The following is a 22,574-nucleotide window of genomic DNA, read 5'->3' as shown; positions in this document are numbered from 1 at the left end:
TAACAGTAACAATATGAGCGTTGATATTAGCGATTTCCCCAACCTGGCCCTCGCGGATACGCCGGTCGAGTTGCGATCCCTGCCCAAAGAGCGGCTGCCCATTCTGTGCGAAGAGCTGCGCGAGTATCTGCTGCGCTCGGTGAGCCGCTCCAGCGGCCACTTCGCCTCCGGCCTCGGCACCGTCGAGCTGACGGTTGCCTTGCACTACGTCTACAACACCCCCTTCGATCGACTGGTGTGGGATGTGGGCCATCAGGCCTATCCCCACAAGATCCTGACCGGCCGGCGCGAGCGCATTCACACCATTCGCCAGAAAGATGGCCTGCACCCCTTCCCCTGGCGGGAAGAGAGCGAGTATGACGTGCTCAGCGTGGGCCACTCCAGCACCTCCATAGGTGCCGCCCTCGGCATGGCAGTCGCCGCCGAGAGCGAGGGGCTGGGCCGCAAGGTGGTGGCAGTCATCGGTGATGGCGCCATCACGGCAGGCATGGCCTTCGAGGCCCTCAACCACGCCGGCGACGTTCACAAGGACATGCTGGTGGTGCTCAATGACAACGAGATGTCCATCTCCGAGAATGTCGGGGCGCTCAACAACCACCTGGCCAGACTGATGTCCGGCAAGCTCTACACCACCATCCGCGAAGGTGGCAAGAAGGTGCTGGCGGGGCTGCCGCCGGTCAAGGAGCTGGCCAAACGGGCCGAGGAACACCTCAAGGGCATGGTGGTGCCCGGCACCCTGTTCGAGGAGTTCGGCTTCAACTACATAGGCCCCATCGACGGCCACGACATCCACGCTCTGGTCGAGACCCTGCGCAACATGCGCAACCTCAAGGGGCCGCAGCTGCTGCACGTCAAGACCAAGAAGGGCAAGGGCTACGAGCCTGCCGAGAAAGATCCCATCGGTTATCACGCCGTCCCCAAGTTCAATCCGGACGAGTGCGCCCTGCCCAAGAGCGCCGGTGGCAAACCAACCTTCTCCGCCATCTTCGGCCAGTGGCTGTGCGACATGGCGGCCAAGGATGAGCGGCTGGTCGGCATCACCCCCGCCATGCGCGAGGGCTCCGGCCTGGTCAAGTTCAGCCAGCAGTATCCGGATCGCTACTTCGACGTAGCCATCGCCGAACAGCATGCGGTCACCTTCGCCGCTGGCCTTGCCATCGCCGACAAGAAACCCGTGGTCGCCATCTATTCGAGCTTCCTGCAACGGGCCTATGACCAGCTGATCCACGATGTGGCGCTGCAGAACCTGCCGGTGCTGTTCGCCATCGACAGGGCCGGCCTGGTAGGCGCCGACGGCCCCACCCATCAGGGGGCGTTCGACATCAGCTTCCTGCGCACAGTCCCGAACATGGTGGTGATGACGCCGTCCGACGAGAACGAGTGCCGCCAGATGCTCTTCACCGGCTATCAGTGCAACCAGCCCGCTGCGGTGCGCTATCCCCGTGGCAGCGGCTGCGGCAGCGAGATCATGAGCGAGATGCAGGCACTGGAACTCGGCAAGGGCCGGATTGTTCGCCAGGGTAAAGGCACCGCCATACTGGCGTTCGGTACCCTGCTGCATCAGGCCAGGGCCGCCGCCGAGGCGCTGGACGCCACCCTGGTGGACATGCGCTTCGTCAAGCCCATGGACGAGGCACTGGTGCTTGAACTTGCCGCCTCCCACGATCAGTTTGTCACTATCGAGGACAACGCCATCATGGGCGGGGCCGGTTCTGCGGTGAACGAGCTGCTGATGCGCAGCAAGCAGTGCAAGCCAGTGCTCAATCTGGGGCTGCCGGATCGCTTCGTGGAGCAAGGCACCCAGGAGGAGATCTATGCCCAGCTGGGGCTGGATGGCGCTGGCATTCAGGCCAGCATCGAGGCCTGGCTGCAAGCCTGACGCAAGTGCTTACTGCAATCACAAGCAATAAAGAAGGGCGCCTGATGGCGCCCTTCTTGTATTTTCACTTCTGACCCGAGTCAACCCTTGTAGATCTTCGGGTTGAACACATCGCGCAGCCAGTCACCCAGCAGGTTGATGACCAGCACCAGCACCACCAGGCAGATGCCCGGGAAGGCGGTGATCCACCAGGAGCCGGAGAAGATGTAGTTGAAGCCCACACTGATGAGCGAGCCGAGCGACGGTTGATCCACCGGCATGCCCAACCCCAGGAAGGAGAGTGCTGCCTCGCTCATGATGGCGTTCGCCACCTGCACCGTGGAGATCACCAGGATGGGCGACAGGCAGTTCGGCAGTATGTGGCGGAACATGATGCGCGGGGCACGGAACCCCATCACCTGGGCCGCTTCCACGTACTCCTTCTTCTTCTCCGCCAGCACGGAGGCGCGCACCGTACGGGCATACTGGGGCCATTCGGCTATGCCGATGATCACCACCAGCATGACGATGGCGAACTCGGAATAGAGATCCGAGCCAAAGGTCGCCTGGAAGATGGCGGAGATGATGATGGCCACCATCATGGTGGAGAACGACAGCTGCACGTCGGCAAAGCGCATCAGCAGGTTGTCGATGCGACCACCGAAGTAACCGGCGATGAGGCCGATGACGATGCCGAGCACCAGCTGCAGGCCGACGGCGAACAGACCTATGGTCAGCGAGATGCGGGCGCCATAGAGGATGGTGCTCCAGATGTCCCGTCCCTGGTTGTCGGTGCCGAGCCAGAAGCGCGCCTCGCCCCCTTCCAGCCAGGAGGGAGGCAGCTCCGCATCCATCAGATCGAAGCTGGTCTGGTCATAGACGTTGTGCGGCGCCAGCCAGGGCGCCAGCAGCGCCGCCAGTACGAACACCACGAACACGGCAAAGCTGAACATGGCTACCTTGTCCCGCAGGAAGTAGTAGACGATGTCAGAGTTCTTGAATCGCGCCCAACGGCTTGGGCTTGCAGTTACAGCGTTAGTCATCTGTTACCCCTTGGCGGTCAGGTTGACGGTCGGGTTGATGAACCCGTAGAGCAGGTCGACCAGGGTATTGGTCACCACGAAGATAAGGCCCACGAAGATGACGTAAGCGGTGATCAGTGGGGTATCGACCCTGTGGATCGCCTCGAGGAACAGGAAACCCGTCCCCGGCCACTGGAACACGCTCTCGGTCAGTATGGTGTAGGCCACCATGGTGCCGATCTGCACGCCGCCGACAGTGATGACCGGCAGCATGGTGTTCTTCAGGGCGTGCTGGTAGTAGACCTTGTTGTTGTCCAGCCCCTTGGCACGGGCGAACTTCACGTACTCGGAGGAGAGCTGCTCCAGCATCTCGGAGCGTACCAGCCGGATGAACAGCGGCAGCATGATGGAGGAGAGGGACACCGCAGGCAGGATCAGGTGCTTGATGCCATCCCAGGTGAAGAAGCCCGACTCCCAGCCCAGCAGGTTGTAGGTCTCGCCACGGCCATAGGCCGGCAGCCAGCCCAGCTGGATGGAGAAGAGGTACATCAGCATGATGGCGGTCAGGAAGACCGGGATCGAGATGCCGATACTGCTCACCGCCATGATGAGCTTGGTCAGGAAACTGCGCGGTCTTATCGCCGAATAAACCCCCAGCGGAATGGAGACAACGACGATGATGAGCGCAGCGGCAAACACCAGCTCAAGGGTAGCCACCAGCTTGTCGAGGATCACCTCGAGTGCCGGTCGCTTGAAGAAATAGGAGGTGCCCAGATCCCCTTGCACCGCGTTCTGCAAGAAGCGGCTGTATTTCACCAAAAAGGGATCGTTGAGGCCCATTTTGTCGCGCAGCTCCTGGCGCACGGACTCGGAGACGGATTGTCCCACCAGCTCGCGCAGCGGATCCCCCAGGTTGTCCTGGATGGAGAAGGCGACCAGGCTGATGACGAACATCACTATCACGGCCTGATAGAACCGTTTCAGCAGGAATGTAAACATGCTTGTCCTTCTACGTGGCCTGTGTCTTGGCACAGGCTTCTGTTAATGGCGGGGCACCCATGGGCGCCCCGCCAGGTCCTTCCTTAGCACTTCACTTACTTGCTGACCACCAGGTCACCCAGGTAAGGGAAGTTCATCACGTTGACCACAGGCTTGATGTCGACGTTCTTCTTGGCACCGTAGGCCAGGTCTTCCCAGTGCAAGGGCACATAGGCAGCGTCGTCGATCAGCATGGCTTCCACCTTCTGCAGGATGGCGGCACGCTTGGCCGGATCGGTTTCGGTGTTCGCTTCCATCACCATCTTGTCAGCTTCCGCGTTGGCATAACCGCCGCAGTTGTACTGACCCATGCCGGTCTTGGCATCCTTGGTGAAGGTCAGGAACTCGAAGAAGTTCGCACTGTCTTCGGTGTCTGAGTGCCAGCCGATCAACTGCATGTCGGAGGCGCACTTGTCAAACTCGGGCCAGTACTGGGCCACCGGCATGGTCTTCAGATCCACCTTGATGTTGATTTTGGACAGCATGGCGGAGACAGCCTGGGCGATCTTGACGTCGTTGACGTAGCGGGCAGCCGGGGAGATGAAGGTCATCTTGAAGCCCTTCTCGTAACCGGCTTCCTTCATCAGCTCCTTGGCCTTGGCCAGATCATACTGGGGCTTGAGCGCCTCGTTGTAACCGGCATAGCCTTTCGGGCTCAGCTGGCCAGCGGGGGTACCGAAGCCCTTGTTGATCTTGTCGACTATGCCCACCTGGTTGATGGCGTAGTTGATCGCCTGACGCACGCGCTTGTCTTTCAGCGCCGGGTTGGTGTTCTGGTTCAGCTCGATGATGATGGCACGGGTACCGGACAGGGTGACCAGCTGGGAATCCTTGCCGTTCTTCACGCGCTCCAGATCGTTCGGGGCAACCGGGTAGATCATGTCCACGTCACCACCCAGCAGGGCGGCTACGCGGGTCGCGTCTTCCTTGATCGGCACCACGGTCAGGTTCTGGACGTTGCCCTTGGAGGCCTTGTCCCAGTAGTTGGCGTTGCGGGCATATTCCAGCTTCACGCCCTGCTCGCGGAACTTGACGCTGAACGGACCGGTACCGGAAACGTGGGTAGAGGCATAGGAGTCGCCGTTCTTGACGATGGCGGCCTTGTCCTTGCCGGCTTCATCCTTGCCGCTGTAGAACTTGGAGTCCATCGGGAAGATGTAGGTGACGGTCTGCAGCACCAGCGGGAACGGCTTGGCGGTGACGAGATCCACGGTGAAGTCATCCACCTTCTTGGCTTCGGCGATGGGGTCGAAAATAGCCTTGAAGTCCGGGGAGGCCTTCAGACGGTTGACTGTCCATACCACGTCATCGGCGGTGAAGTCGTTGCCGGAGTGGAACTTGACACCCTTGCGCAGGTGGAAGCGGACGGTCTTGTCGTCGATGCGCTCATACTTCTCGGCCAGACGCGGCTCGAATTGCAGATCCTGGGTGTAACGCATCAGGGGATCGAACACCAGGTGAGACATCTCCAGGGTCTGACCGGAGAGCTGCTCCTGCGGGTCCAGCGAGGTGGCGTCGGAGGCGACGGCAACCTTGATGTCGGCGGCAGAAACGTTGAACGCGAGACCAGCGGCGAACAGCGCCATGGCGATCTTGGATAATCCTTTCTTCATGTCTTTCTCCATGCTTTTGGCTTTTTATTGACAGACAAACCGGCGAGCCGGTGCTTTCCTAGCTTGCGATTTCCAGCCCCTCGCGGGACATTCCCTTAAATTCCGGCATGAGGGAGATCAGCTTGCGGCTGTACTCATGTCCGGCATTGGTAAACAGTTTTTCGGTCTCCGCCACCTCCACCAGGTGACCGTGCTGCATCACGCCGATGCGGTCGCACATCTGGCGGATGACCGGCAGATCGTGGCTGATGAACAGCATGGTCAGCCCAGGCTCCTGCTGCAAGTCTTTGAGCAAGTTGAGGATCTGGGCCTGCACCGAGACATCCAGCGCCGAGGTTGGCTCGTCGCAGATAAGGAAGCGCGGCCGGGTCGCCAGGGCGCGGGCAATGGAGATGCGCTGGCGCTGACCACCGGAAAACTCGTGGGGATACTTGACCCCGGCCCCGCGGCCGAGGCCGACGTGATCCAGCAGATCGCTCACTATGCCCTCAATCTGGCTCTCGCTGCTCGCCAGTTTGTGGAAGCGGATCGGCTCGGCGATGATGTCACGCACCTTCATGCGCGGGTTCATCGAGGAGTAAGGGTTCTGGAACACCATCTGCATCTGGCGGCGCAGCGGGCGGCGCTCATGCTCCCCTTTCAAGGCAGTGAGGTCGATCCCCTCGAAGAAGATCTTGCCGGTATCGGGCGGATAGAGGCCGGTGATGGCACGCGCTATGGTGGATTTGCCGGAGCCCGACTCCCCCACCAGGCCGAAGGTCTCCCCTTCGAAGATCTCGAAGCTGATGTTGTTGCAGGCGCGCACATACTGACGGCGGCTCGGGAAGATGGAATCCTTGGTGACGAACTTCAGATCCACGTTCTCCACCCGCAGCAGGGCACCTTCATAGCTGCGCTCGTCCTGACTCTGGCCGAGCCAGTGGGTCTTGAGATCGATACTGAGATCCGGCGCACCGGCATCCTCGATGTAGGAGACCAGGGGGAAGCGCACCAGCTTCACATCGGAACGGGGCACCGCCGAGATGAGGCTGCGGGTATAGGGGTGGCTGGGGCGACCCAGCACCTGTTCGGTGGTGCCGAACTCCACCAGATCCCCGCGGTACATGACCGCCACCTTGTCGGTGACGTTGGAGACCACGCCCATGTCGTGGGTCACCAGCATGCAGCCTACCTGACGCTCTTTGCAGAGGTTGCGGATGAGCTGGAGGATCTGATCCTGAATGGAGACGTCCAGCGCCGTGGTCGGCTCATCGGCGATGATGAGTTCGGGATCCCCCGACAGCGCGATGGCGATGACCACCCGCTGGCGCATGCCACCGGAGAACTGGTGCGGGTACTGCTTGATGCGCACTTCCGGCTGCGGTATCCCGACCGCCCCCATCAGCTCGAGGGCCTTGGCAAAGGCCGCCTCGCGATTGAGATCGGTATTGGCCAGTATGGTCTCCACCAACTGCTGCTCAACGGTGAACAGCGGATTGAGGGAGGTCATGGGATCCTGGAAGATGAAGCCGATACGGGAGCCACGAATGGCCCGCATCTCGTTCTGGCTCTTGCCGGAGATGAGCTCACCGTTGAGGTAGATATCGCCACGGGCGATGCGACCGGGCGGGCTCAACAGATCGATGACGGCATTGCCTATGGTGGACTTGCCGGCACCTGATTCGCCGACTACGCCGACGATCTCGCCTTTTTCCACGGAAAAAGAGAGATCCTTGACCGCGGCCAGCACCCCATAGCGGGAGGGGTACTCGATCCGCAAGTTTTTCACTTCGAGCAAGGACATGGTTACCTCTGCGGGGGACATCCGTCCCAAATAATTCGTCCGTAAATCAGCCGCAGATGCTGGTGTGCCTTGGTACTTATATTGAGAGCTTGTCTTGTGCAGTAAACGCTCAATCCATGAGGCAGCCAAACCAGCGATCCGGGCGGGTTTTTTGCATTTTTTTGGAATAACCCGCGAGTAAGTTAGTCGGTTTGCCCGCGGGTGTAAATGATCCAGTTATACAATTTCGCAATACTTTGCGCAGATAACGCACTCGTCATTGGCGCAAAATGTCGATAAATATCACATTAACAGAGATTGTGATGGCAACGCGAGAGATTAGCTTATTTAAATTTCAACAAAGATGTAACAAGCAATCGAATCCACTATTCAATGCAGACTACGCAGCTTCGAATGAGTAGTGAATATTTATGTGAAATGATTTTTTAACGGCAGCATATCTGGATGAAGGAAAACTAAGCAGAGATAAATAGGGTCAACTCAGAATGATCTGCCAGAGCCCAATGCGCCATCACCGGACAAGGCGGAGGGATTGCATACAAAAAGGCGCAGTCCCATCAAGGAACTGCGCCTGAAGCTTAATTGTATGGAAAGAGTGGGCAGACAGACGATGAAACTGCGCGGCAGCGAGGGCCAGGCCTGCCATGACGGCCGTGATCGCCGACCCGCCTTACCAGCGGGCCAGCAGCTGCATGCAGAGCAAAGCGAACAGACCGGCGATGAGGTCATCCAGCATGATGCCTAGCCCACCGTGGATACGGCGATCGAACCAGGAGATGGGCCAGGGCTTGAGCACGTCGAACAGCCGGAACAGGACGAAGCCGGCCAGTACCCACTCCCAGCCGACGGGGGCCGCTATCATGGTGACGCCGAACCCTATCACCTCGTCCCAGACGATGGCGCCGTGATCCGGCATGCCGATGGCATCGGTAGCCGCCTGACAGATGCGAATGCCCGCCACGAACCCCACCGCCAGCAGGGCGATGAACCAGGGCGTCGGCAGGCCGCTCGCCAGCAGGTAGAGCGGAATGGCCACCAGAGTCCCCATGGTGCCCGGCGCCCTGGGGGAGAGGCCGGCACCAAAACCCAGCGCCAGACAGTGGAGCGGGTTCTTCAGGCTCAGGCTTTTCAGTTCGGGGCTTATCTTGAAAAAGCTCATGCGAAGTGATCCCAGCCCTTGAGATGAAGCTCGACCGGCTGTTCACCCTGCACGTAGTCGATGCCGGGGTCGCCGGCCTGGATACGGCCGATGCGGGTGAACCTGACGCCACAGTTGGCCAGCGCCGTGTCCAGGGCACCGTGATGCTCCTGCGGCACGGTGAAGCAGAGCTCGTAGTCATCGCCGCCGGCCAGCGCCAGCTGCCAGGCATCCCGTGCGGGCACGGCGTCCTGCAACACCGGCGAGAGCGGCAGCAGGTCGAGATCGATCTGGGCCCGTACACCGGACGCCTTGAGGATATGACCGAGATCGGAAGCCAGGCCGTCAGAGAGATCCAGCGCGCTGCTCGCCAGCCCGCGCAAGGCTTGACCTGCCAGGATGCGGGGATGGGGATGATCGAGCCTGGGCAGCACGGCCGCCAGCTGGTTCTCGTTGAGGGTGCGCTTGCCCAGCAGATGGGAGAGGGCCAGGGCCGCATCCCCCAGGGTGCCGGTGACATAGATGCCGTCCCCTACCCTGGCACCGCTGCGCATCAGGGCACGACCGGTCGGCACGGAGCCCTTCACCGAGACGGTGATGGAGAGTGGCCCGCGGGTCATGTCCCCCCCCACCAGGGCCACATTGTAATATTCGGCAAGCTCGAGGAACCCTTCCGCAAAGCCCGCGACCCAGGCCTCGTTGACGGCGGGCAGGGTCAGTGCCAGGGAGACCCAGCGCGGCTCGGCCCCCATGGCGGCGAGATCGGAGAGGTTGACCGCCAGCGCCTTGTACCCCAGATCCACCGGATCCATGTCCGGGAAGAAGTGCACGCCGCTCACCAGGGTATCCGTGCTCACCGCCAGTTGGGTATCGGGGGGCAGGGTCAGCAGGGCGCAGTCATCCCCTGGTCCCATCACCACGTCCTTGCGGGCGTGGGGGACCTTGAAGTACTTCTCAATCAGCTCAAATTCACCCATACAGTAAAAAGCCAGCAATAAGCTGGCTCCTCTCTTAAATGCTTACGGACGGCGGGATCAACGCTTGGGCAGCGTCTTGATCACCTTGTCCAGTACGCCGTTGACAAACTTGTGGCTGTCATCGGCGGCGAAGGCTTTGGCCAGCTCGATCGCTTCGTTGATCACCACGCGCGGCGGCACATCATCACGACGGGTCAGCTCGTAGGTCGCCAGACGCAGGATCGCCTTGTCCACCATGTCCACTTCTTCCAGCGGACGGGAGAGGAAAGGTGAGAACACCTTGTCCAGCTCGTTGCAGTGGACCGCTACCCCGAACAGCAGATCGCGGAAATAGCTCAGGTCCACACCCTTGGTGTCCTGATCGATCTTGAACTGCTCTTCGATGTCGCCCACGTTTGCCTGGGTCATCTGCCACTGGTAGATGGCCTGGGTGGCGCAATGACGGGCCTTACGGCGCTCGGACGGTTTCAATGTACTTCTCCTCGTTACACGTCCAGCTGTTTCAGGACGTTGATCATTTCGAGCGCGCTCAGTGCAGCCTCTGCACCCTTGTTACCCGCCTTGGTACCGGCGCGCTCGATGGCTTGTTCAATGTTTTCAGTGGTCAGTACGCCGAAGGCGACGGGAATGTCATACTCCATCATCACCTGGGCCAGCCCCTTGCCGTTCTCGCTCGCCACCAGTTCGAAGTGATAGGTGCCGCCACGGATGACGGTACCGAGCGCGACGATGGCGTCGTATTGACCGCTCTTGGCCAGCTTCTTGGCTGCCAGGGGAATTTCGACGGCACCCGGCACGCGCACCAGGGTGAGATTGCTGTCCTGGACCTGGCCTTGACGCTTCAGTACGTCTACCGCACCGTTCACCAGGCTGTCATTGATGAAGCTGTTGAAACGGGCAACGACAATAGCAACACGCGCCTCGGGAGCGGCGATATTCCCTTCGATAATCTTCATTGGAAATCCTGTCTCTGTGCAATCAATAGGGGCCGGGGCCAAAAGTGCACGCATTCTAGCACAACAGAGCCGCGACAAAAAACCATGGCCGCAACGAGCGGCCATGATCGTCATTTACCCCGTCAGAGGGGCTTGTTCACCGACGAATTCCACAACCTCCGGGTCGAATCCGCTGGCAGGGCGATGGTACTTCATCAAGCAAGTACCAAGGTGCTTACTCGCCGACGTACTCCACCACTTCCAGACCGAAACCGCCGAGGGCGTGGTATTTTTTCGGCGAGCTCAGCAGTCTCATCTTGCCGACGCCGAGCGCCTTGAGGATCTGGGAGCCCACGCCGACCCGGCGCGAGGTGCCGTGCCACTTGGCCCCTTCCGGTTGCAGCCCCTTGTCGGCGGCCTCGAACCCCTTGACCCGGGCCAGAAGCTCCTCGCCATGGGCTTCTGCCCCCAGGATCACCAGCACACCGCCCTCTTCGGCGATGCGGGCCATGGATTTGGGTAAGGGCCAACTGCGGGCGGCGTGACGGTCGGTCAGCAGCAGATCGCTCAGCACGTCGTGCAGATGGACCCGCACCAGGGTCGGTTGGTCGGCCTTCACTTCCCCCTTCTTCAGGGCGAAGTGCACCTGATTGTCGATGGTGTCGCGGAAGGTGACGAGGTCGAACTCGCCAAACTCGGTGGGCAGCTTGCACTCGGCCACCTTCTCTACCGTGGTCTCGTGCTGGTTGCGGTACTCGATAAGATCCGCAATGGTGCCCAGCTTGATGCCGTGCTGCTCCGCGAAGACTTCCAGATCCGGACGGCGCGCCATGGTGCCGTCTTCGTTGAGGATCTCGACGATGACGGACGCCGCCTCGTAACCCGCCAGACGGGCCAGATCGCAACCCGCCTCGGTGTGACCGGCACGGGTCAGCACGCCACCATCCTGCGCCATCAGCGGGAAAATGTGGCCGGGCTGCACCAGATCGGCAGCCTTGGCGTTCGGCGCAACAGCAGCCTGCACGGTGACGGCGCGGTCGGCGGCGGAGATGCCGGTTGTCACTCCCTCGGCCGCTTCTATGGTCACGGTGAAGGCGGTGGAGAACTGGGCGTTGTTGCGGTCAACCATCAGCGGCAGCGCCAGCTGCTTGCAGCGATCCCGGGTCAGGGTCAGGCAGATGAGGCCACGACCGTAGCGCGCCATGAAGTTGATATCATCCGGACGGACACAGGAGGCGGCCATGATGAGGTCCCCTTCGTTCTCCCTGTCTTCGTCATCCATCAGGATCACCATCTTGCCTGCCTTGATATCGGCAATGATTTCCTGGGTTGTGCTCAGCGCCATGGGCTACTCCATCAACATGCTTGGGGGGTTGAGCCTGCCGGCTCGGCTTGATACTGCCTATTTTGCTCTAGATGGGGGCGCTGGGCCCCATTTCAATCGGAGCGGGATCACAGAAAAGCGTTTTTCCCGCACCGTGCCGCGTCACAGGAAACCGGACTGGGCCAGCTTATCCAGGGTCAGGCTGGATGCATTCTGCTCCTTTTCCTGTCCCCTCCCCTGCATCAGCCGCTCCAGATAGCGGGCGATTTGATCCACCTCGAGGTTCACGCGATGACCCGGTTTCCACCGGGCTATGGTGGTCTCCTGGGCGGTGTGGGGCACTATGGTCAGGCGAAAGAGATCCCCCTGCACGGCGTTGACCGTCAGGCTGATGCCATCCACCGCAATGGAGCCCTTTTCGGCGATATAGCGGGAGAGCGCTGCCGGTGCCTTGATCCAGTACTCGATGGCGCGGCCGCTGCTGGACTTGCTCTTCACCTCGCCGATGCCATCGACGTGGCCCGAGACCAGGTGGCCACCGAGGCGGGAGCTCGGCATCAGCGCTTTCTCGAGGTTCACCGGATCCCCCACCCTGGCCTCGGCAAAACCGGTGCGAGAGAGCGTCTCAAGGGAGACGTCGGCGGTGTAACTCTTGTCCCCCAGGGCCACCACGGTGAGGCAGACGCCGTTGGTGGCGATGGAGTCGCCCAGCTTGACATCGCCAAAGTCCAGGGTCGGGGCATGGACGGTGAGGGCCATGTCATCCCCCTGACGGTGCAGGGCGGCCAGGGTGCCCATGGCTTCGATAATTCCGGTAAACATGCAGATCACCTTGCTGATGACGGGGGCAGGTACTGCCCCCTTGAACATTGATAAATCAGGCTATTTTGGCGGTAATGCGAATATCCTGGCCGACCATGCGCACATCCTTGAGAGTGAGCTTGGGGGCCTGGAACAGACGCATCAGCCCTGGCAGGTGGAACAGGCCGCGCCCCTCATCCCCCATCAGTTTGGGCGCCTGATAGAGCACCAGCTCGTCCACCAACCCCTTCTCCAGCAGGGCGCCGCACAGCCGCGGCCCCGCCTCCACCAGCACAGAGTTGATGTTCTGCTTGGCCAGCAGCATGAAGAGGCTGACCAGATCCAGCTTGCCATCCAGCAGCGGCAGGGTCAGTTGCTGCACCCAGGCAGGCCAGTCCCCGTCGACCCTGTGGCGGGCCAGTAGCACAGGGCCCTCACTCTGAAACAGAGGCAGGTCCGGGGTCAGCCGGTTTTGCGAGTCGACGATGACCCGCAGCGGCTGGCGCAACGTCTCTTTGGGGTAGCTTGCCTTGACCGAGGCCGGCAGCTCGTCCCAGCGCACAGTCAGGGAGGCGCCGTCGGCCAGCACCGTCTCGGCGCTGGAGAGCACCGCATCGTGGCGGGCACGCAGCCGCTGCACGTCGCGGCGCGCCTCCGGAGAGGTGATCCATTGGCTCTCGCCGCTCGCCATGGCGGTGCGACCGTCCAAGCTGGCCCCCAGCTTGACCGTTACCTGCGGGAAGGCGGTGCGCATCCGCTTGAAAAAGCCCGGGTTGAGGGCCTCGGCCTCGGCGCTCAGCAGGCCGAAGTCGGTCTTGATGCCGGCCTCAGACAACATGCGCAACCCGCGTCCTCCCACCTGGGGATTGGGATCCACCATGGCCGCCACCACCCGGGTCACGCCGGCCTTGATCAGCGCCTCGGCGCAGGGGGGCGTGCGACCGTGATGGGAGCAGGGCTCCAGGGTCACATAGGCGGTGGCGCCGCGAGCCTCTTCACCGGCGGCATGCAGGGCATAGACTTCGGCATGGGGCTCACCAGCCCGCTTGTGCCAGCCCTCCCCCACCACCACGCCGGCCTTCACCAGCACGGCACCGACACAGGGGTTCGGGGCCGTGGTGTAACGACCTCGGCGGGCCAGTTCGAGGGCCCGGCTCATCCATTGGTAATCGTCTTGACTAAACATCTGGGCTCCTCTGACAAAACATCCTGCCCTGGGGGAAGGAAACGTTACTTCTCCAGCTTGGCGATCTCTTCGCCGAATTCGCGAATGTCTTCGAAGCTGCGGTAGACGGAGGCGAAGCGGATGTAGGCCACCTTGTCCAGACTCTTGAGTTCATCCATCACCAGGTTGCCCACCAGCTCGGACGCGACTTCGCGCTCGCCGGTGGCGCGCAGGCGGGACTTGATGTGATTGACCGCCTTCTCGATGGCCTCCATGCTCACCGGCCGCTTCTCCAGCGCCCGCAGTATGCCGGCCCGCAGCTTGTCTTCGTTGAACGGCTCGCGAGAACCGTTGGACTTGATGACGCGGGGCATCACCAGCTCGGCCATCTCGAAAGTGGTGAAGCGCTCGTGGCAGAGCAGGCATTCACGACGGCGGCGCACCTGGTGGCCTTCTGCCACCAGACGGGAATCGATCACCTTGGTATCTACCGCACTACAGAAAGGGCAATGCATCGGACCTCCGGCGTTGACGGAAAAGGGCGCCTGCCCCGGGGGCCGGCTCTAGGTCGGCCAGTGTAGCACGGCCATCCAGAACCGGTAAAAGCCCGTGAAAACAAGGGATGCTACAGATGTCATCAGCAGCCACGGAGTGCATCAATGGCTACATCAGGCAACCAGAGCACAGTATTTGCGTCGCTCTCGATCAACTCGACAATGGCTTCTCTCGGACCTCTCCGCCATGCTTCAGTGGCATAGAATGCCGCCTGTGAACGGTTCAACTCCTCAAGATCATCGTAAGCCCGCATCAAGAAATAAACGTCCGGATCATGCAGGGAGGGCCCGTGATTCACCACATCCATTCCCCACTCACGATGTAAAGGCAAACTCTGCTCTGCCACCAACGCATGAAAAATCGCTCGACTCCCGGCTTTGAGCCGATAGTTTCGAATCTCTAGCACTCTCTTCACTGAGCTATCTCCAGCAATCCATCTCTTGAAAAAATAGTGTTTCCGATGTTCGCCCTAATCATCCAATCAACCTGGCTCAGTCGTCATAAGGCAGGGCATCGGGGTCGCAACCCTGATAGTCGGGCGCCGGATCAACGACAAAGCGGCGCGCCTCGATATGGCTGTGGCCCAGCATCAATGCCTTGCCCACCCGATGCATGCCATCCATGACCCGGCCGGCGCTGTCCAGCAGGATGGGATAGGCGAGATCGGCCGCCATCATCAACTGGCAGTGCTCCACCACGCTGCGTACCGTGGGGCTGGCGGCACCATGGCCGTACCAGTGCACCTGGTCGAGCTCGGCAATCTCGCCAAGCGCCACCGCCTGCACCGGCAGCGCTCGGCTCAACCGCACCAGTCGGCGCACGTCCCATGCCAGCAGCCCCTGTTCGCTGGGGCGAAAGTGATACTGGGCGCGGATCGCCTGCCTGAGCGCCGCCTCCAGCGCCTTGTCTTGCTGTTCACTGGCCATGGCTACTTTGCCTTGCCAGCTATTCTCTTCGCAGTTCAGAGTCATCAGGCCCTCTCGTGTTGCCGAACGCCGCAAAAAACAATGCCACCCGAAGGTGGCATTGATCTCAAACCAGACTGTCCGGCCGATCAGGCATAGACAGGGAAACGGCGGCAGATGTCCAGCACCTTCTCGCGAACGGTGGCCAGCACGGCGTCGTTGTCGTGGTTGTCCAGCACGTCGCAGATCCAGTTGGTCAGCGCGATGGACTCGGCTTCCTTGAAACCACGGCGAGTGATGGCCGGGGTACCGATCCGCACACCCGAGGTGACGAAGGGGGAGCGCGGGTCGTTCGGCACCGAGTTCTTGTTGACGGTGATGTTGGCCTTGCCCAGCGCCGCATCGGCCTCTTTACCGGTCAGCTCGCGACCGATCAGGTCAACCAGCATGAGGTGGTTGTCGGTACCGCCGGAGACGATCTTGTAACCGCGCTCCATGAAGGTAGCGGCCATGGCCTTGGCGTTCTTGACGACCTGGGCCTGATAGGTCTTGAACCCGGGCTCCAGTGCTTCCTTGAAGGCTACGGCCTTGCCGGCGATGACGTGCATCAACGGACCACCCTGACCACCCGGGAAGACGGCGGAGTTCAGCTTCTTGTACAGATCTTCGTCGTCGGCGGCGGAGAGGATCAGACCACCACGGGGACCGGCCAGGGTCTTGTGGGTGGTAGAGGTGACCACGTGGGCGTAGGGCACCGGGTTCGGGTAGACGCCCGCGGCAATCAGACCGGCCACGTGGGCCATGTCAACGAACAGCCAGGCACCGATCTTGTCGGCGATTTCGCGCATGCGGGCCCAGTCAACGATACCGGAGTAGGCGGAGAAGCCACCGATCATCATCTTCGGCTTGTGCTCGACGGCCAGGCGCTCCATCTCGTCGTAGTCGATCTTGCCGGACTCATCGATGCCGTAGGGGATGATGTTGTACAGCTTGCCGGAGAAGTTCACCGGGGAGCCGTGAGTCAGGTGGCCACCGTGGGCCAGGTTCATGCCCAGCACGGTGTCACCCGGCTGCAGCAGGGCCATGTAGACGGCGCTGTTGGCCTGGGAGCCGGAGTGCGGCTGCACGTTGGCGTAGGTGGCACCAAACAGTTCCTTGGCGCGCTCGATGGCCAGGGTTTCGACCACGTCGACGTACTCGCAACCACCGTAGTAACGCTTGGCCGGGTAGCCTTCAGCGTACTTGTTGGTCAACTGGGAGCCCTGGGCTTCCATGACACGGGGGCTGGTGTAGTTCTCAGACGCGATCAGCTCGATATGTTCTTCCTGACGACGGGTTTCGTCTGTGATGGCCTGCCACAGCTCTGGATCATAGCCGGCGATGGTCATGTCACGTTTCAACATCCGTTTATCTCCTGAAAATCGTTTGCGCGATAGGTGAAGTGGGCCCGCGCATTGTAACGTGAGCTGGATCAAAGAGACAGTCCAACCACCCAAAAACTTGTTTATAAAATGTAAAATACGTCGCAATTTTCGAAGCCGGACACCCCTCTTTCCCCTTGCCTTCCGCGGGGCCTGCGTCCCTTCCGTCGGCTCGGCCCCTCCTGGGGCGCCCGGCGAATCTGTCTGACCCGCCCTCCGAGTCCTCCCCATTGAAGGGCAAAACCAGAGCCAGATCATGGATATAGCATTTACTAACAGATAACATCTTTAGACGGCACCGCGGTTGCGAAGCCTGGCGAGCGGCCATGAGCTGACAACGGCAGGGTCCTTTGGCGCACAGGGTTACATCACAGCCCTGCGTGTGCCTCTCTCACCACAAGGGGGAACTCCACGATGGATCACCTGATGCTGTTTGTGATTGTCTCGGTCTTTGCCATCTTCTATTGGGTCTACTACACCGGCAGTCGCAAGGGCACCTGCACCACCCGCTGGGAGACGCTGCCCACCCGGGAGCAATACCTGGCGGCCCACCCCGAGGCCATCGATGGTGACCTCATCTTCTGCATCCATTGCGGCCACCATCAGCAGCTCGAAGTGGGCGTGGTGCACCAGGCTGACTACCGGCGCCAGCACATCTGCCCCCGCTGCAAGCAGGCACTCTATCGGGACGAAATGTAAAGAGAGTACGGGCGGATCAGCCGTCGGCAACAGACTAGGTTGAGGCTCATGTCGGGGCCGACAGCTGCTTCTCCTGCCACGCCTTCAGCATCGCCACCGCCGCATCAAACTCCCCGGCCAGCCCCGCCGGATCAGCGTCCCCCGCCTCCAGGGCGGCGCACTGCGCGGCAAAGTCATCCAGCCCGAGCGCCAGGGCACTGCCCTTGAGCTTGTGGGCCATTCCCTTGCGCTCTTCCCCCTCGCACCGCACCAGTGCGGCCACCAGGGCCGCCCCCTGGGATTCAAACAATCCGATGAGCTGACGGATGCGCTGGCTGCCGAGCAAGGCCAGATCGGCGTCCAGCACGGGGTTGGCGGCCTGGGGGGCGGGCGGACTGACGGTGCCCACCCTCGCGTCCGGCAGGGCCTGCACTGTCTCTATCTGGAACTGACGGTCGATGGCGCTGGCCAGCGCCGCCAGGCGCACCGGCTTGCCGACAAAGTCCGCAAAACCCGCCTCCAGACAGAGGCGGATATCCTCGGGGTACATCTGGGCCGAGATGGCGATGGCGGGCAGCGGCCGCTCGTGCACCTCCTCGCTGATGGCGGCCAGATCTTCGCGCAGCGTCATCCCGTCCATGTCGGGCAGGTTGATGTCGAGCAGCGCCAGCTCGAAGGGAAGCTCGGTCACCCGCGCCAGTGCGCTGCGACCATCTTCCGCCAGGGTGACGCGATGACCCAGGCGAGTCAGCATGCCCTGCGCCACCAGCCGGTTGATCTCGTTGTCTTCCACCAGCAGGATCTCGCGAGGCTGGCCGAGGTGCAGCGGCTGGGCCGCGGCCGGCAGCTGGGCGGCCGAGCGTTGCAGGGGCAGACTGAAGCTGAAGCGGCAACCCTCTCTGGGCCGGCTGGCGAGACGCAGATCTCCCCCCATGGCGGCCACCAGCTTGCGGCTGATGGCAAGCCCGAGTCCGGTGCCCCCCTGGTGCCCCATGTCCCGCTTGCGCTGGCGGAACGCCTCGAACACCGCCTCCTGCTCATGCTCAGGAATGCCGGGGCCGGTATCGCTCACCACAAACAGGATGCAGGGCTCGGCGCAGGGGCCGCCGCATGGGAGGGGGCTCACCTCGAGGCAGATCCGCCCCCTGGCGGTGAACTTGACCGCGTTGCCCAAGAGGTTCGCGAGCACCTGGCGCAGCTTGCCCAGATCCCCTTCCACCACGGGAGGCAGGGCGGGGGCGTATTCCAGCACCAGGGCCACTCCTCTGGCCTCTGCCTTGGGTCTGAACAAGGCACTCAGCTCATCGACCAGTTGATGCAGCGGGAAGGGTTCCCGGCGCGCCTCCACGTGGCCCGCCTCGATCTTGGAGTAATCGAGGATGTCGTTGAGGATCTCCAACAGGGATTCACCGCTGTGCTCGATGGCGGCGAGATAGCGCCGCTGGGTCTCGCTCAGGTGGGTATCCTCCAGCAGGGTCAGCCCCCCCAGAATGCCGTTCATGGGAGTGCGAATTTCGTGGCTCATGGTGGCGAGAAAGACCGACTTGGCCCGGTTGGCCTGCTCCGCCTCGGCACGTGCCTGCCGCTGCTTATCCACCTCTTCGTTGAGGCGCAGGTTGGCATGGCTGAGCTGACCGGTGCGCTCCTCGACCCGCGTCTCCAGCTCGCGCTGATGGCGGCCCAGTTCGACCGCATTGTCACGAAACACCTGCAGGGCCCGGCCCAGCTCCGCCAGCTCATCGCGGCCCGCTCCGGCGATCGGCTCAAGAGGGGCCAGATCCCCTCGCGCCAACCGGCTCATGCCCTTCACCGCGTGTTGCAGCGGCCAGACGATGCGGCCGTAGACCATGCGCCACATCAACAGCATCAGCAGCACCAGGGTGAGCAGACCTATCCCCATCAGGGCCTGCTCCAACAGCCTGAGGCGCTGGCTCAGGGCCTGCTGACTCTCTCCCAGGGAGTCGCGGGCGCGGTTGACCAAGTCACCCACCTGCTGGTTGAGACTGCTCATCAAGGCCTCATTGGCGCTGGCCAGCACCCGCAGCGCCTCCCCCTTACCGAGCCAGTCGCTGCGCAGCTGCACCAGCTTGTCGCTCTGCGCCAGCACGGTCAGCGCCTGCTCCACCGCCTGACGGCGCGCCGGATCGGTCACCGCCCCGGCCCGCAGTTGCAAGATGGCCAGCTCCCGCTGCCCATCGTGCAGCAGTGTTTGCAGTTGCTCCTGCCGTTCGCTGCGCCACATCTCCTCAATGCGTTGCTGCTGCATCAAAGTGCGATGACGGAGCTCGGTCATCTGCTCCAGCCAGTCGAGATCCTGCTCCAGCAGGCGATCCAGTGTCTGAGTCGCCAGCCCCCCTTGCTGTTGATAGAGGGAGTCCAGCCCCGCCACCATCACGGTTTCGGCGTTCTCCATCTGGCTGCGCGCCAGCTCGGCGATCTGCCCGGCCGCCGCCACCAGACGGGCCCGCTGCGCCTCGCCCTGCGCCATCAGGGTCAGTCGCTCTCCCACCAGCCAGCCCTGCTGACCCAGATTGCCGATGATGCTCTGGCTGAGCTGATCGAGGGTGATGGCACCCTGCCCACGGCCAAGTTGTGCCAGCACCTGCTGCAGCTGTTGCCCCTGCAGGGTGAGCAAGCGTCCCTGATGCTCCCGCTCCTGCTCGCTGGTCGCGGTGGCCAGCAGCCGTGACGCGCTCTGGATCTCGCCACTGAGGCGAGAGAGCGTGCGTGCCAGCTCCTGATCGGCCAGAGTCTGCTGAACCCCTTGCTCCAGCTGGCGCAGATGGCTAAGCCCCACCCAGCCCAGCAGGGAGGCACTCAGGGTCAGCAACGCCATCAGGGAGAAGGCCAGTAGCAACTTGCCACCCAGGCCGGAAAAGATTCTCACGCTCAGCACCTTGGTTGTGGTCGGCTTTGACCGGATAATATGGCCCAACACTTTAACAAAACCCCTGGCCATGCGAAGCGTCTATCTCTCCCCGTTGTTGCTGATCTGGTTGCTTATGTGGTTGCTCACGCTGCCTCGCACCGCCCTCGCATTTGCGGTCGATCTCTGGCCCGGCGGCGAATTCAGCGGCCAGCCGGTGCGCCAGCAGTGGCCGGAGCCCGCTGCCACAACCAAACCGCTGACCCTCTGTGCCCTCTACCCCCATCTGCGCGACGCCTATTGGCTGTCGGTCAATCAGGGCATGGTGGACGAGGCGAAGCGGCTGGGAGTCAAGTTGCAGATCCACGAAGCGGGGGGCTATGGCGCCCTCGCCGAGCAGCGCCAGCAGTTGCAGCGCTGCGTGCAGGAAGGGAGCGACGCCATCTTGCTCGGCGCGGTGAGCTATCAGGGCTTGCGCGAGGCCATCAAGGCCACGCCGCTGCCGCTCTTTGGTCTGGTCAACGATCTGCCCAGCGGTCTGGTGCAGGCCAAGGTGGGGGTCTCCTGGTACCAGATGGGCTGGCAGATTGGCCACTGGCTGGCGCAGCGCCACCCCGCCGGCAGCAAGCCGGTCTCGGTTGCCCTCTTCCCCGGCCCGCAGGCGAGCGGCGGCAACAACTTCGTGGAGCCGGGCTTTGCCGATGCCATCAAGGGGAGCGCCATCAAGCTGGTCACCACCGAGCGCGGCGACAACAGCCGGGAAATCCAGCGTACGCTGGTGCAGCACACCCTGACCCGCTATCCGGATCTCGACTATCTGGTAGGGGGCGCCATCGCCGCCGAAGTGGCGGTCAACGAACTGTCACAGCGCCATCTCGACAGGCCCCTGGTGCTGAGCACCTACTTCAGCCACGGGGTACAGCGGGGCTTGCGCCGGGGCAAGATCCTGGCCGCCAACAGCGATCAGATGCGGCTGCAGGGGCGCCTTGCGGTCGCGCAGGCGGTCTGTCTGCTGCAACACCCTGATGCCAGTGCCGAGCAGTGCCCGCGGGTGATGGGACCACCCATTCTGACGCTGTCTGCGCCACTGGCCGACCCCGCCGATTCCCTCTCGGATGGCGCTTTTCGTCCCGTCTATCGGGTCGAATAGCGGGCGAGTCGAATCACCGTCCCAAATCCGATTAGCACACTCAAGGAGAAGAGATGAAAGAGTTACATGCCAGCTGCCTGTGCGGCGCCGTTGCCCTGACCCTGCCGGATCAGTTCGACTATATGGGTAACTGCCACTGCAGCGAATGCCGCAAGTTTTCAGGGGGAGATTACGCCTCGGTCGGCGGACTGGATGGCAACAAGGTCACCATCGTAAAGGGAGAAGAGGCCATCGGCCGCTACCGGAAATCGGCAGAGACCACCCTGGCTTTCTGTCGTCACTGCGGCTCCAGCCTGTTCAGCCAGAAGAGCAGCAGCGGCAAGATCAACCTGCGCCTCGGGGTGCTGGACGATGTGCCAAGCCAGCGGCCCGCGTTTCACATCTTTGTCGGCTCCAAGGCACCTTGGCACCAGATTGGCGACGACTGCCCGCAATTTGATACCCGCCCGCCGGTCTGATACCCGGTCAAACAGGTCAAGGCCACCGCAACGGAGTCAGGAGGCTATCTCGCCAGCAAACAGATAGCCTTCACCATGAACGGTGACAAACAGGTGGGGATCCCGCGGATCCGGCTCCATCTTGCCGCGCAGCCGCCGGATCAACACATCTATGGTGCGATCGCTCGGGCCATCGCCGCGATGGCTGATAAGGGTCAGGATCCGCTCCCGACTGAGCACCCGCCCGGCATGGGCGACAAAGGCCACCAGCACTTCATATTCCGCCTTGGTCAGGCGCACCGGCACTCCGTCCTTGCTGAGCTGGCGGCGAGGAATGTCAAAACGCCAGGGGCCAAAGCGCACCGCATCGTCAACGACCGCAGGCTCGCTCGGCGCGGCGGTCGCCAGCGAGATCCGCCACAGCAGATTCTTGACCCGCACCAGCAACTCCCGCAGCTCGAACGGCTTGGTGACATAGTCGTCGGCCCCCATCTCGAGGCCGACAATCCTGTCCACCGCATCACTGCGGCCGGTGACCAGAATGATCCCCACCGTGCTGCGAGCCCGCAGTTCACGGGTCAATAGCAGACCATCTTCCCCCGGCAGGTTGATATCCAGCATCACCAGATCGACCGTCTGTTCCGCCAGCACGGCGCGCATCTCCTGACCGTTTTCGACCGCCGTCACCCGATAGCCCTCCCGCTCGAAATAGCCGGTCAGCTTCTCGCGGGTCACCGCATCATCTTCAACAACCAGAATGTGGTAGCGCATGGGCAGGGTTCACGATGGTCGACAAGGGAGGATTATTCTATTCACATTTTGTCATAAATACCCCTATTTCATTAATTTGTGGCGGCAGCCCTGTTCACAACGCCTCCCTATCATGGCTCCCATCAAAAAAGTGATGT

General features: G+C 62.0%; 21 protein-coding genes. 4 read left to right on the top strand and 17 right to left on the bottom strand.

Features of this window, described 5'->3' with window-relative positions:
- The first annotated feature begins 13 nt into the window (after positions 1–13).
- Positions 14–1,879 (top strand): 1-deoxy-D-xylulose-5-phosphate synthase, encoded by a 1,866-nt coding sequence (gene dxs, locus BN1127_RS05480; protein WP_042648785.1) that lies wholly within the window; start codon positions 14–16, stop codon positions 1,877–1,879.
- An 80-nt stretch (positions 1,880–1,959) separates the two neighbouring features.
- Here the strand turns inward: dxs and BN1127_RS05475 are convergent, their stop codons facing one another.
- From BN1127_RS05475 to glyA, 15 genes are all read right to left on the bottom strand, one after another.
- Positions 1,960–2,901 (bottom strand): ABC transporter permease, encoded by a 942-nt coding sequence (locus BN1127_RS05475; protein ID WP_041205190.1) that lies wholly within the window; start codon positions 2,899–2,901, stop codon positions 1,960–1,962.
- 3 nt (positions 2,902–2,904) lie between these two features.
- Positions 2,905–3,879, bottom strand: a complete 975-nt coding sequence (locus BN1127_RS05470) for an ABC transporter permease (protein WP_005326609.1) — start codon at positions 3,877–3,879, stop codon at positions 2,905–2,907.
- Positions 3,880–3,974: 95 nt separating this feature from the next.
- On the bottom strand, positions 3,975–5,531 hold the full coding sequence (locus BN1127_RS05465) for an ABC transporter substrate-binding protein (RefSeq protein WP_041205189.1): 1,557 nt from the start codon (positions 5,529–5,531) through the stop codon (positions 3,975–3,977).
- A gap of 58 nt (positions 5,532–5,589) precedes the next feature.
- Complete coding sequence (locus BN1127_RS05460; protein WP_042648784.1) at positions 5,590–7,314, bottom strand: dipeptide ABC transporter ATP-binding protein; 1,725 nt, start codon at positions 7,312–7,314, stop codon at positions 5,590–5,592.
- 670 nt (positions 7,315–7,984) lie between these two features.
- Positions 7,985–8,473 (bottom strand): phosphatidylglycerophosphatase A family protein, encoded by a 489-nt coding sequence (locus tag BN1127_RS05455; RefSeq protein WP_042648783.1) that lies wholly within the window; start codon positions 8,471–8,473, stop codon positions 7,985–7,987.
- Positions 8,470–9,429 (bottom strand): thiamine-phosphate kinase, encoded by a 960-nt coding sequence (gene thiL, locus BN1127_RS05450; RefSeq protein ID WP_005326601.1) that lies wholly within the window; start codon positions 9,427–9,429, stop codon positions 8,470–8,472. The genes BN1127_RS05455 and thiL overlap by 4 nt, the downstream gene beginning before the upstream one ends.
- A 57-nt stretch (positions 9,430–9,486) precedes the next feature.
- Entirely contained in the window at positions 9,487–9,900 is a 414-nt protein-coding gene (gene nusB / locus BN1127_RS05445; RefSeq protein ID WP_025326032.1) for a transcription antitermination factor NusB, read from the bottom strand.
- A gap of 14 nt (positions 9,901–9,914) precedes the next feature.
- Entirely contained in the window at positions 9,915–10,385 is a 471-nt protein-coding gene (gene ribH, locus BN1127_RS05440; RefSeq protein ID WP_005326596.1) for a 6,7-dimethyl-8-ribityllumazine synthase, read from the bottom strand.
- 214 nt (positions 10,386–10,599) lie between these two features.
- Positions 10,600–11,709 (bottom strand): bifunctional 3,4-dihydroxy-2-butanone-4-phosphate synthase/GTP cyclohydrolase II, encoded by a 1,110-nt coding sequence (gene ribBA, locus BN1127_RS05435; RefSeq protein WP_042648782.1) that lies wholly within the window; start codon positions 11,707–11,709, stop codon positions 10,600–10,602.
- Positions 11,710–11,850: 141 nt separating this feature from the next.
- On the bottom strand, positions 11,851–12,510 hold the full coding sequence (locus tag BN1127_RS05430) for a riboflavin synthase (RefSeq protein ID WP_042648805.1): 660 nt from the start codon (positions 12,508–12,510) through the stop codon (positions 11,851–11,853).
- A gap of 55 nt (positions 12,511–12,565) precedes the next feature.
- Complete coding sequence (gene ribD, locus BN1127_RS05425) at positions 12,566–13,675, bottom strand: bifunctional diaminohydroxyphosphoribosylaminopyrimidine deaminase/5-amino-6-(5-phosphoribosylamino)uracil reductase RibD (protein ID WP_042648781.1); 1,110 nt, start codon at positions 13,673–13,675, stop codon at positions 12,566–12,568.
- Positions 13,676–13,719: 44 nt separating this feature from the next.
- Positions 13,720–14,169, bottom strand: a complete 450-nt coding sequence (gene nrdR / locus BN1127_RS05420; protein WP_005338880.1) for a transcriptional regulator NrdR — start codon at positions 14,167–14,169, stop codon at positions 13,720–13,722.
- A 122-nt stretch (positions 14,170–14,291) separates the two neighbouring features.
- Positions 14,292–14,624, bottom strand: coding sequence for an NIPSNAP family protein (locus BN1127_RS05415; RefSeq protein ID WP_041205183.1), 333 nt, complete (start codon positions 14,622–14,624; stop codon positions 14,292–14,294).
- A gap of 76 nt (positions 14,625–14,700) precedes the next feature.
- Positions 14,701–15,135: a hypothetical protein gene (locus BN1127_RS05410; RefSeq protein WP_161507820.1), complete on the bottom strand. Its 435-nt coding sequence runs from the start codon at positions 15,133–15,135 to the stop codon at positions 14,701–14,703.
- Between the two features lie 128 nt (positions 15,136–15,263).
- Positions 15,264–16,517 carry a serine hydroxymethyltransferase gene (gene glyA / locus BN1127_RS05405; protein WP_042648780.1) on the bottom strand — a complete coding sequence of 418 codons (1,254 nt, stop codon included), beginning with the start codon at positions 16,515–16,517 and terminating at the stop codon, positions 15,264–15,266.
- Positions 16,518–16,949: 432 nt separating this feature from the next.
- On the opposite strand from glyA, the gene BN1127_RS05400 reads away from it, so the two are divergent.
- Positions 16,950–17,234 (top strand): hypothetical protein, encoded by a 285-nt coding sequence (locus BN1127_RS05400; protein WP_042648779.1) that lies wholly within the window; start codon positions 16,950–16,952, stop codon positions 17,232–17,234.
- Between the two features lie 46 nt (positions 17,235–17,280).
- On the opposite strand, the gene torS is transcribed toward BN1127_RS05400, so the two are convergent.
- Positions 17,281–20,100 carry a TMAO reductase system sensor histidine kinase/response regulator TorS gene (gene torS / locus BN1127_RS05395; protein WP_042648778.1) on the bottom strand — a complete coding sequence of 940 codons (2,820 nt, stop codon included), beginning with the start codon at positions 20,098–20,100 and terminating at the stop codon, positions 17,281–17,283.
- A gap of 70 nt (positions 20,101–20,170) precedes the next feature.
- On the opposite strand from torS, the gene torT reads away from it, so the two are divergent.
- Both torT and BN1127_RS05385 read left to right on the top strand, forming a co-directional pair.
- Complete coding sequence (gene torT, locus BN1127_RS05390) at positions 20,171–21,229, top strand: TMAO reductase system periplasmic protein TorT (RefSeq protein WP_042648777.1); 1,059 nt, start codon at positions 20,171–20,173, stop codon at positions 21,227–21,229.
- Positions 21,230–21,282: 53 nt separating this feature from the next.
- Complete coding sequence (locus tag BN1127_RS05385) at positions 21,283–21,687, top strand: GFA family protein (protein WP_005338893.1); 405 nt, start codon at positions 21,283–21,285, stop codon at positions 21,685–21,687.
- 36 nt (positions 21,688–21,723) lie between these two features.
- On the opposite strand, the gene torR is transcribed toward BN1127_RS05385, so the two are convergent.
- The gene (gene torR, locus BN1127_RS05380; RefSeq protein ID WP_042648776.1) at positions 21,724–22,437 is read right to left on the bottom strand and encodes a two-component system response regulator TorR; all 714 of its coding nucleotides are present in this window, start codon (positions 22,435–22,437) and stop codon (positions 21,724–21,726) included.
- Between the last annotated feature and the right edge of the window lie 137 nt (positions 22,438–22,574).

This window comes from Aeromonas media, assembly GCF_000819985.1.
Taxonomy (GTDB): domain Bacteria; phylum Pseudomonadota; class Gammaproteobacteria; order Enterobacterales; family Aeromonadaceae; genus Aeromonas; species Aeromonas media.
The sequence above is the reverse complement of the archived record's forward strand: the minus strand, read 5'-3'. Positions and strand labels throughout refer to the sequence as shown.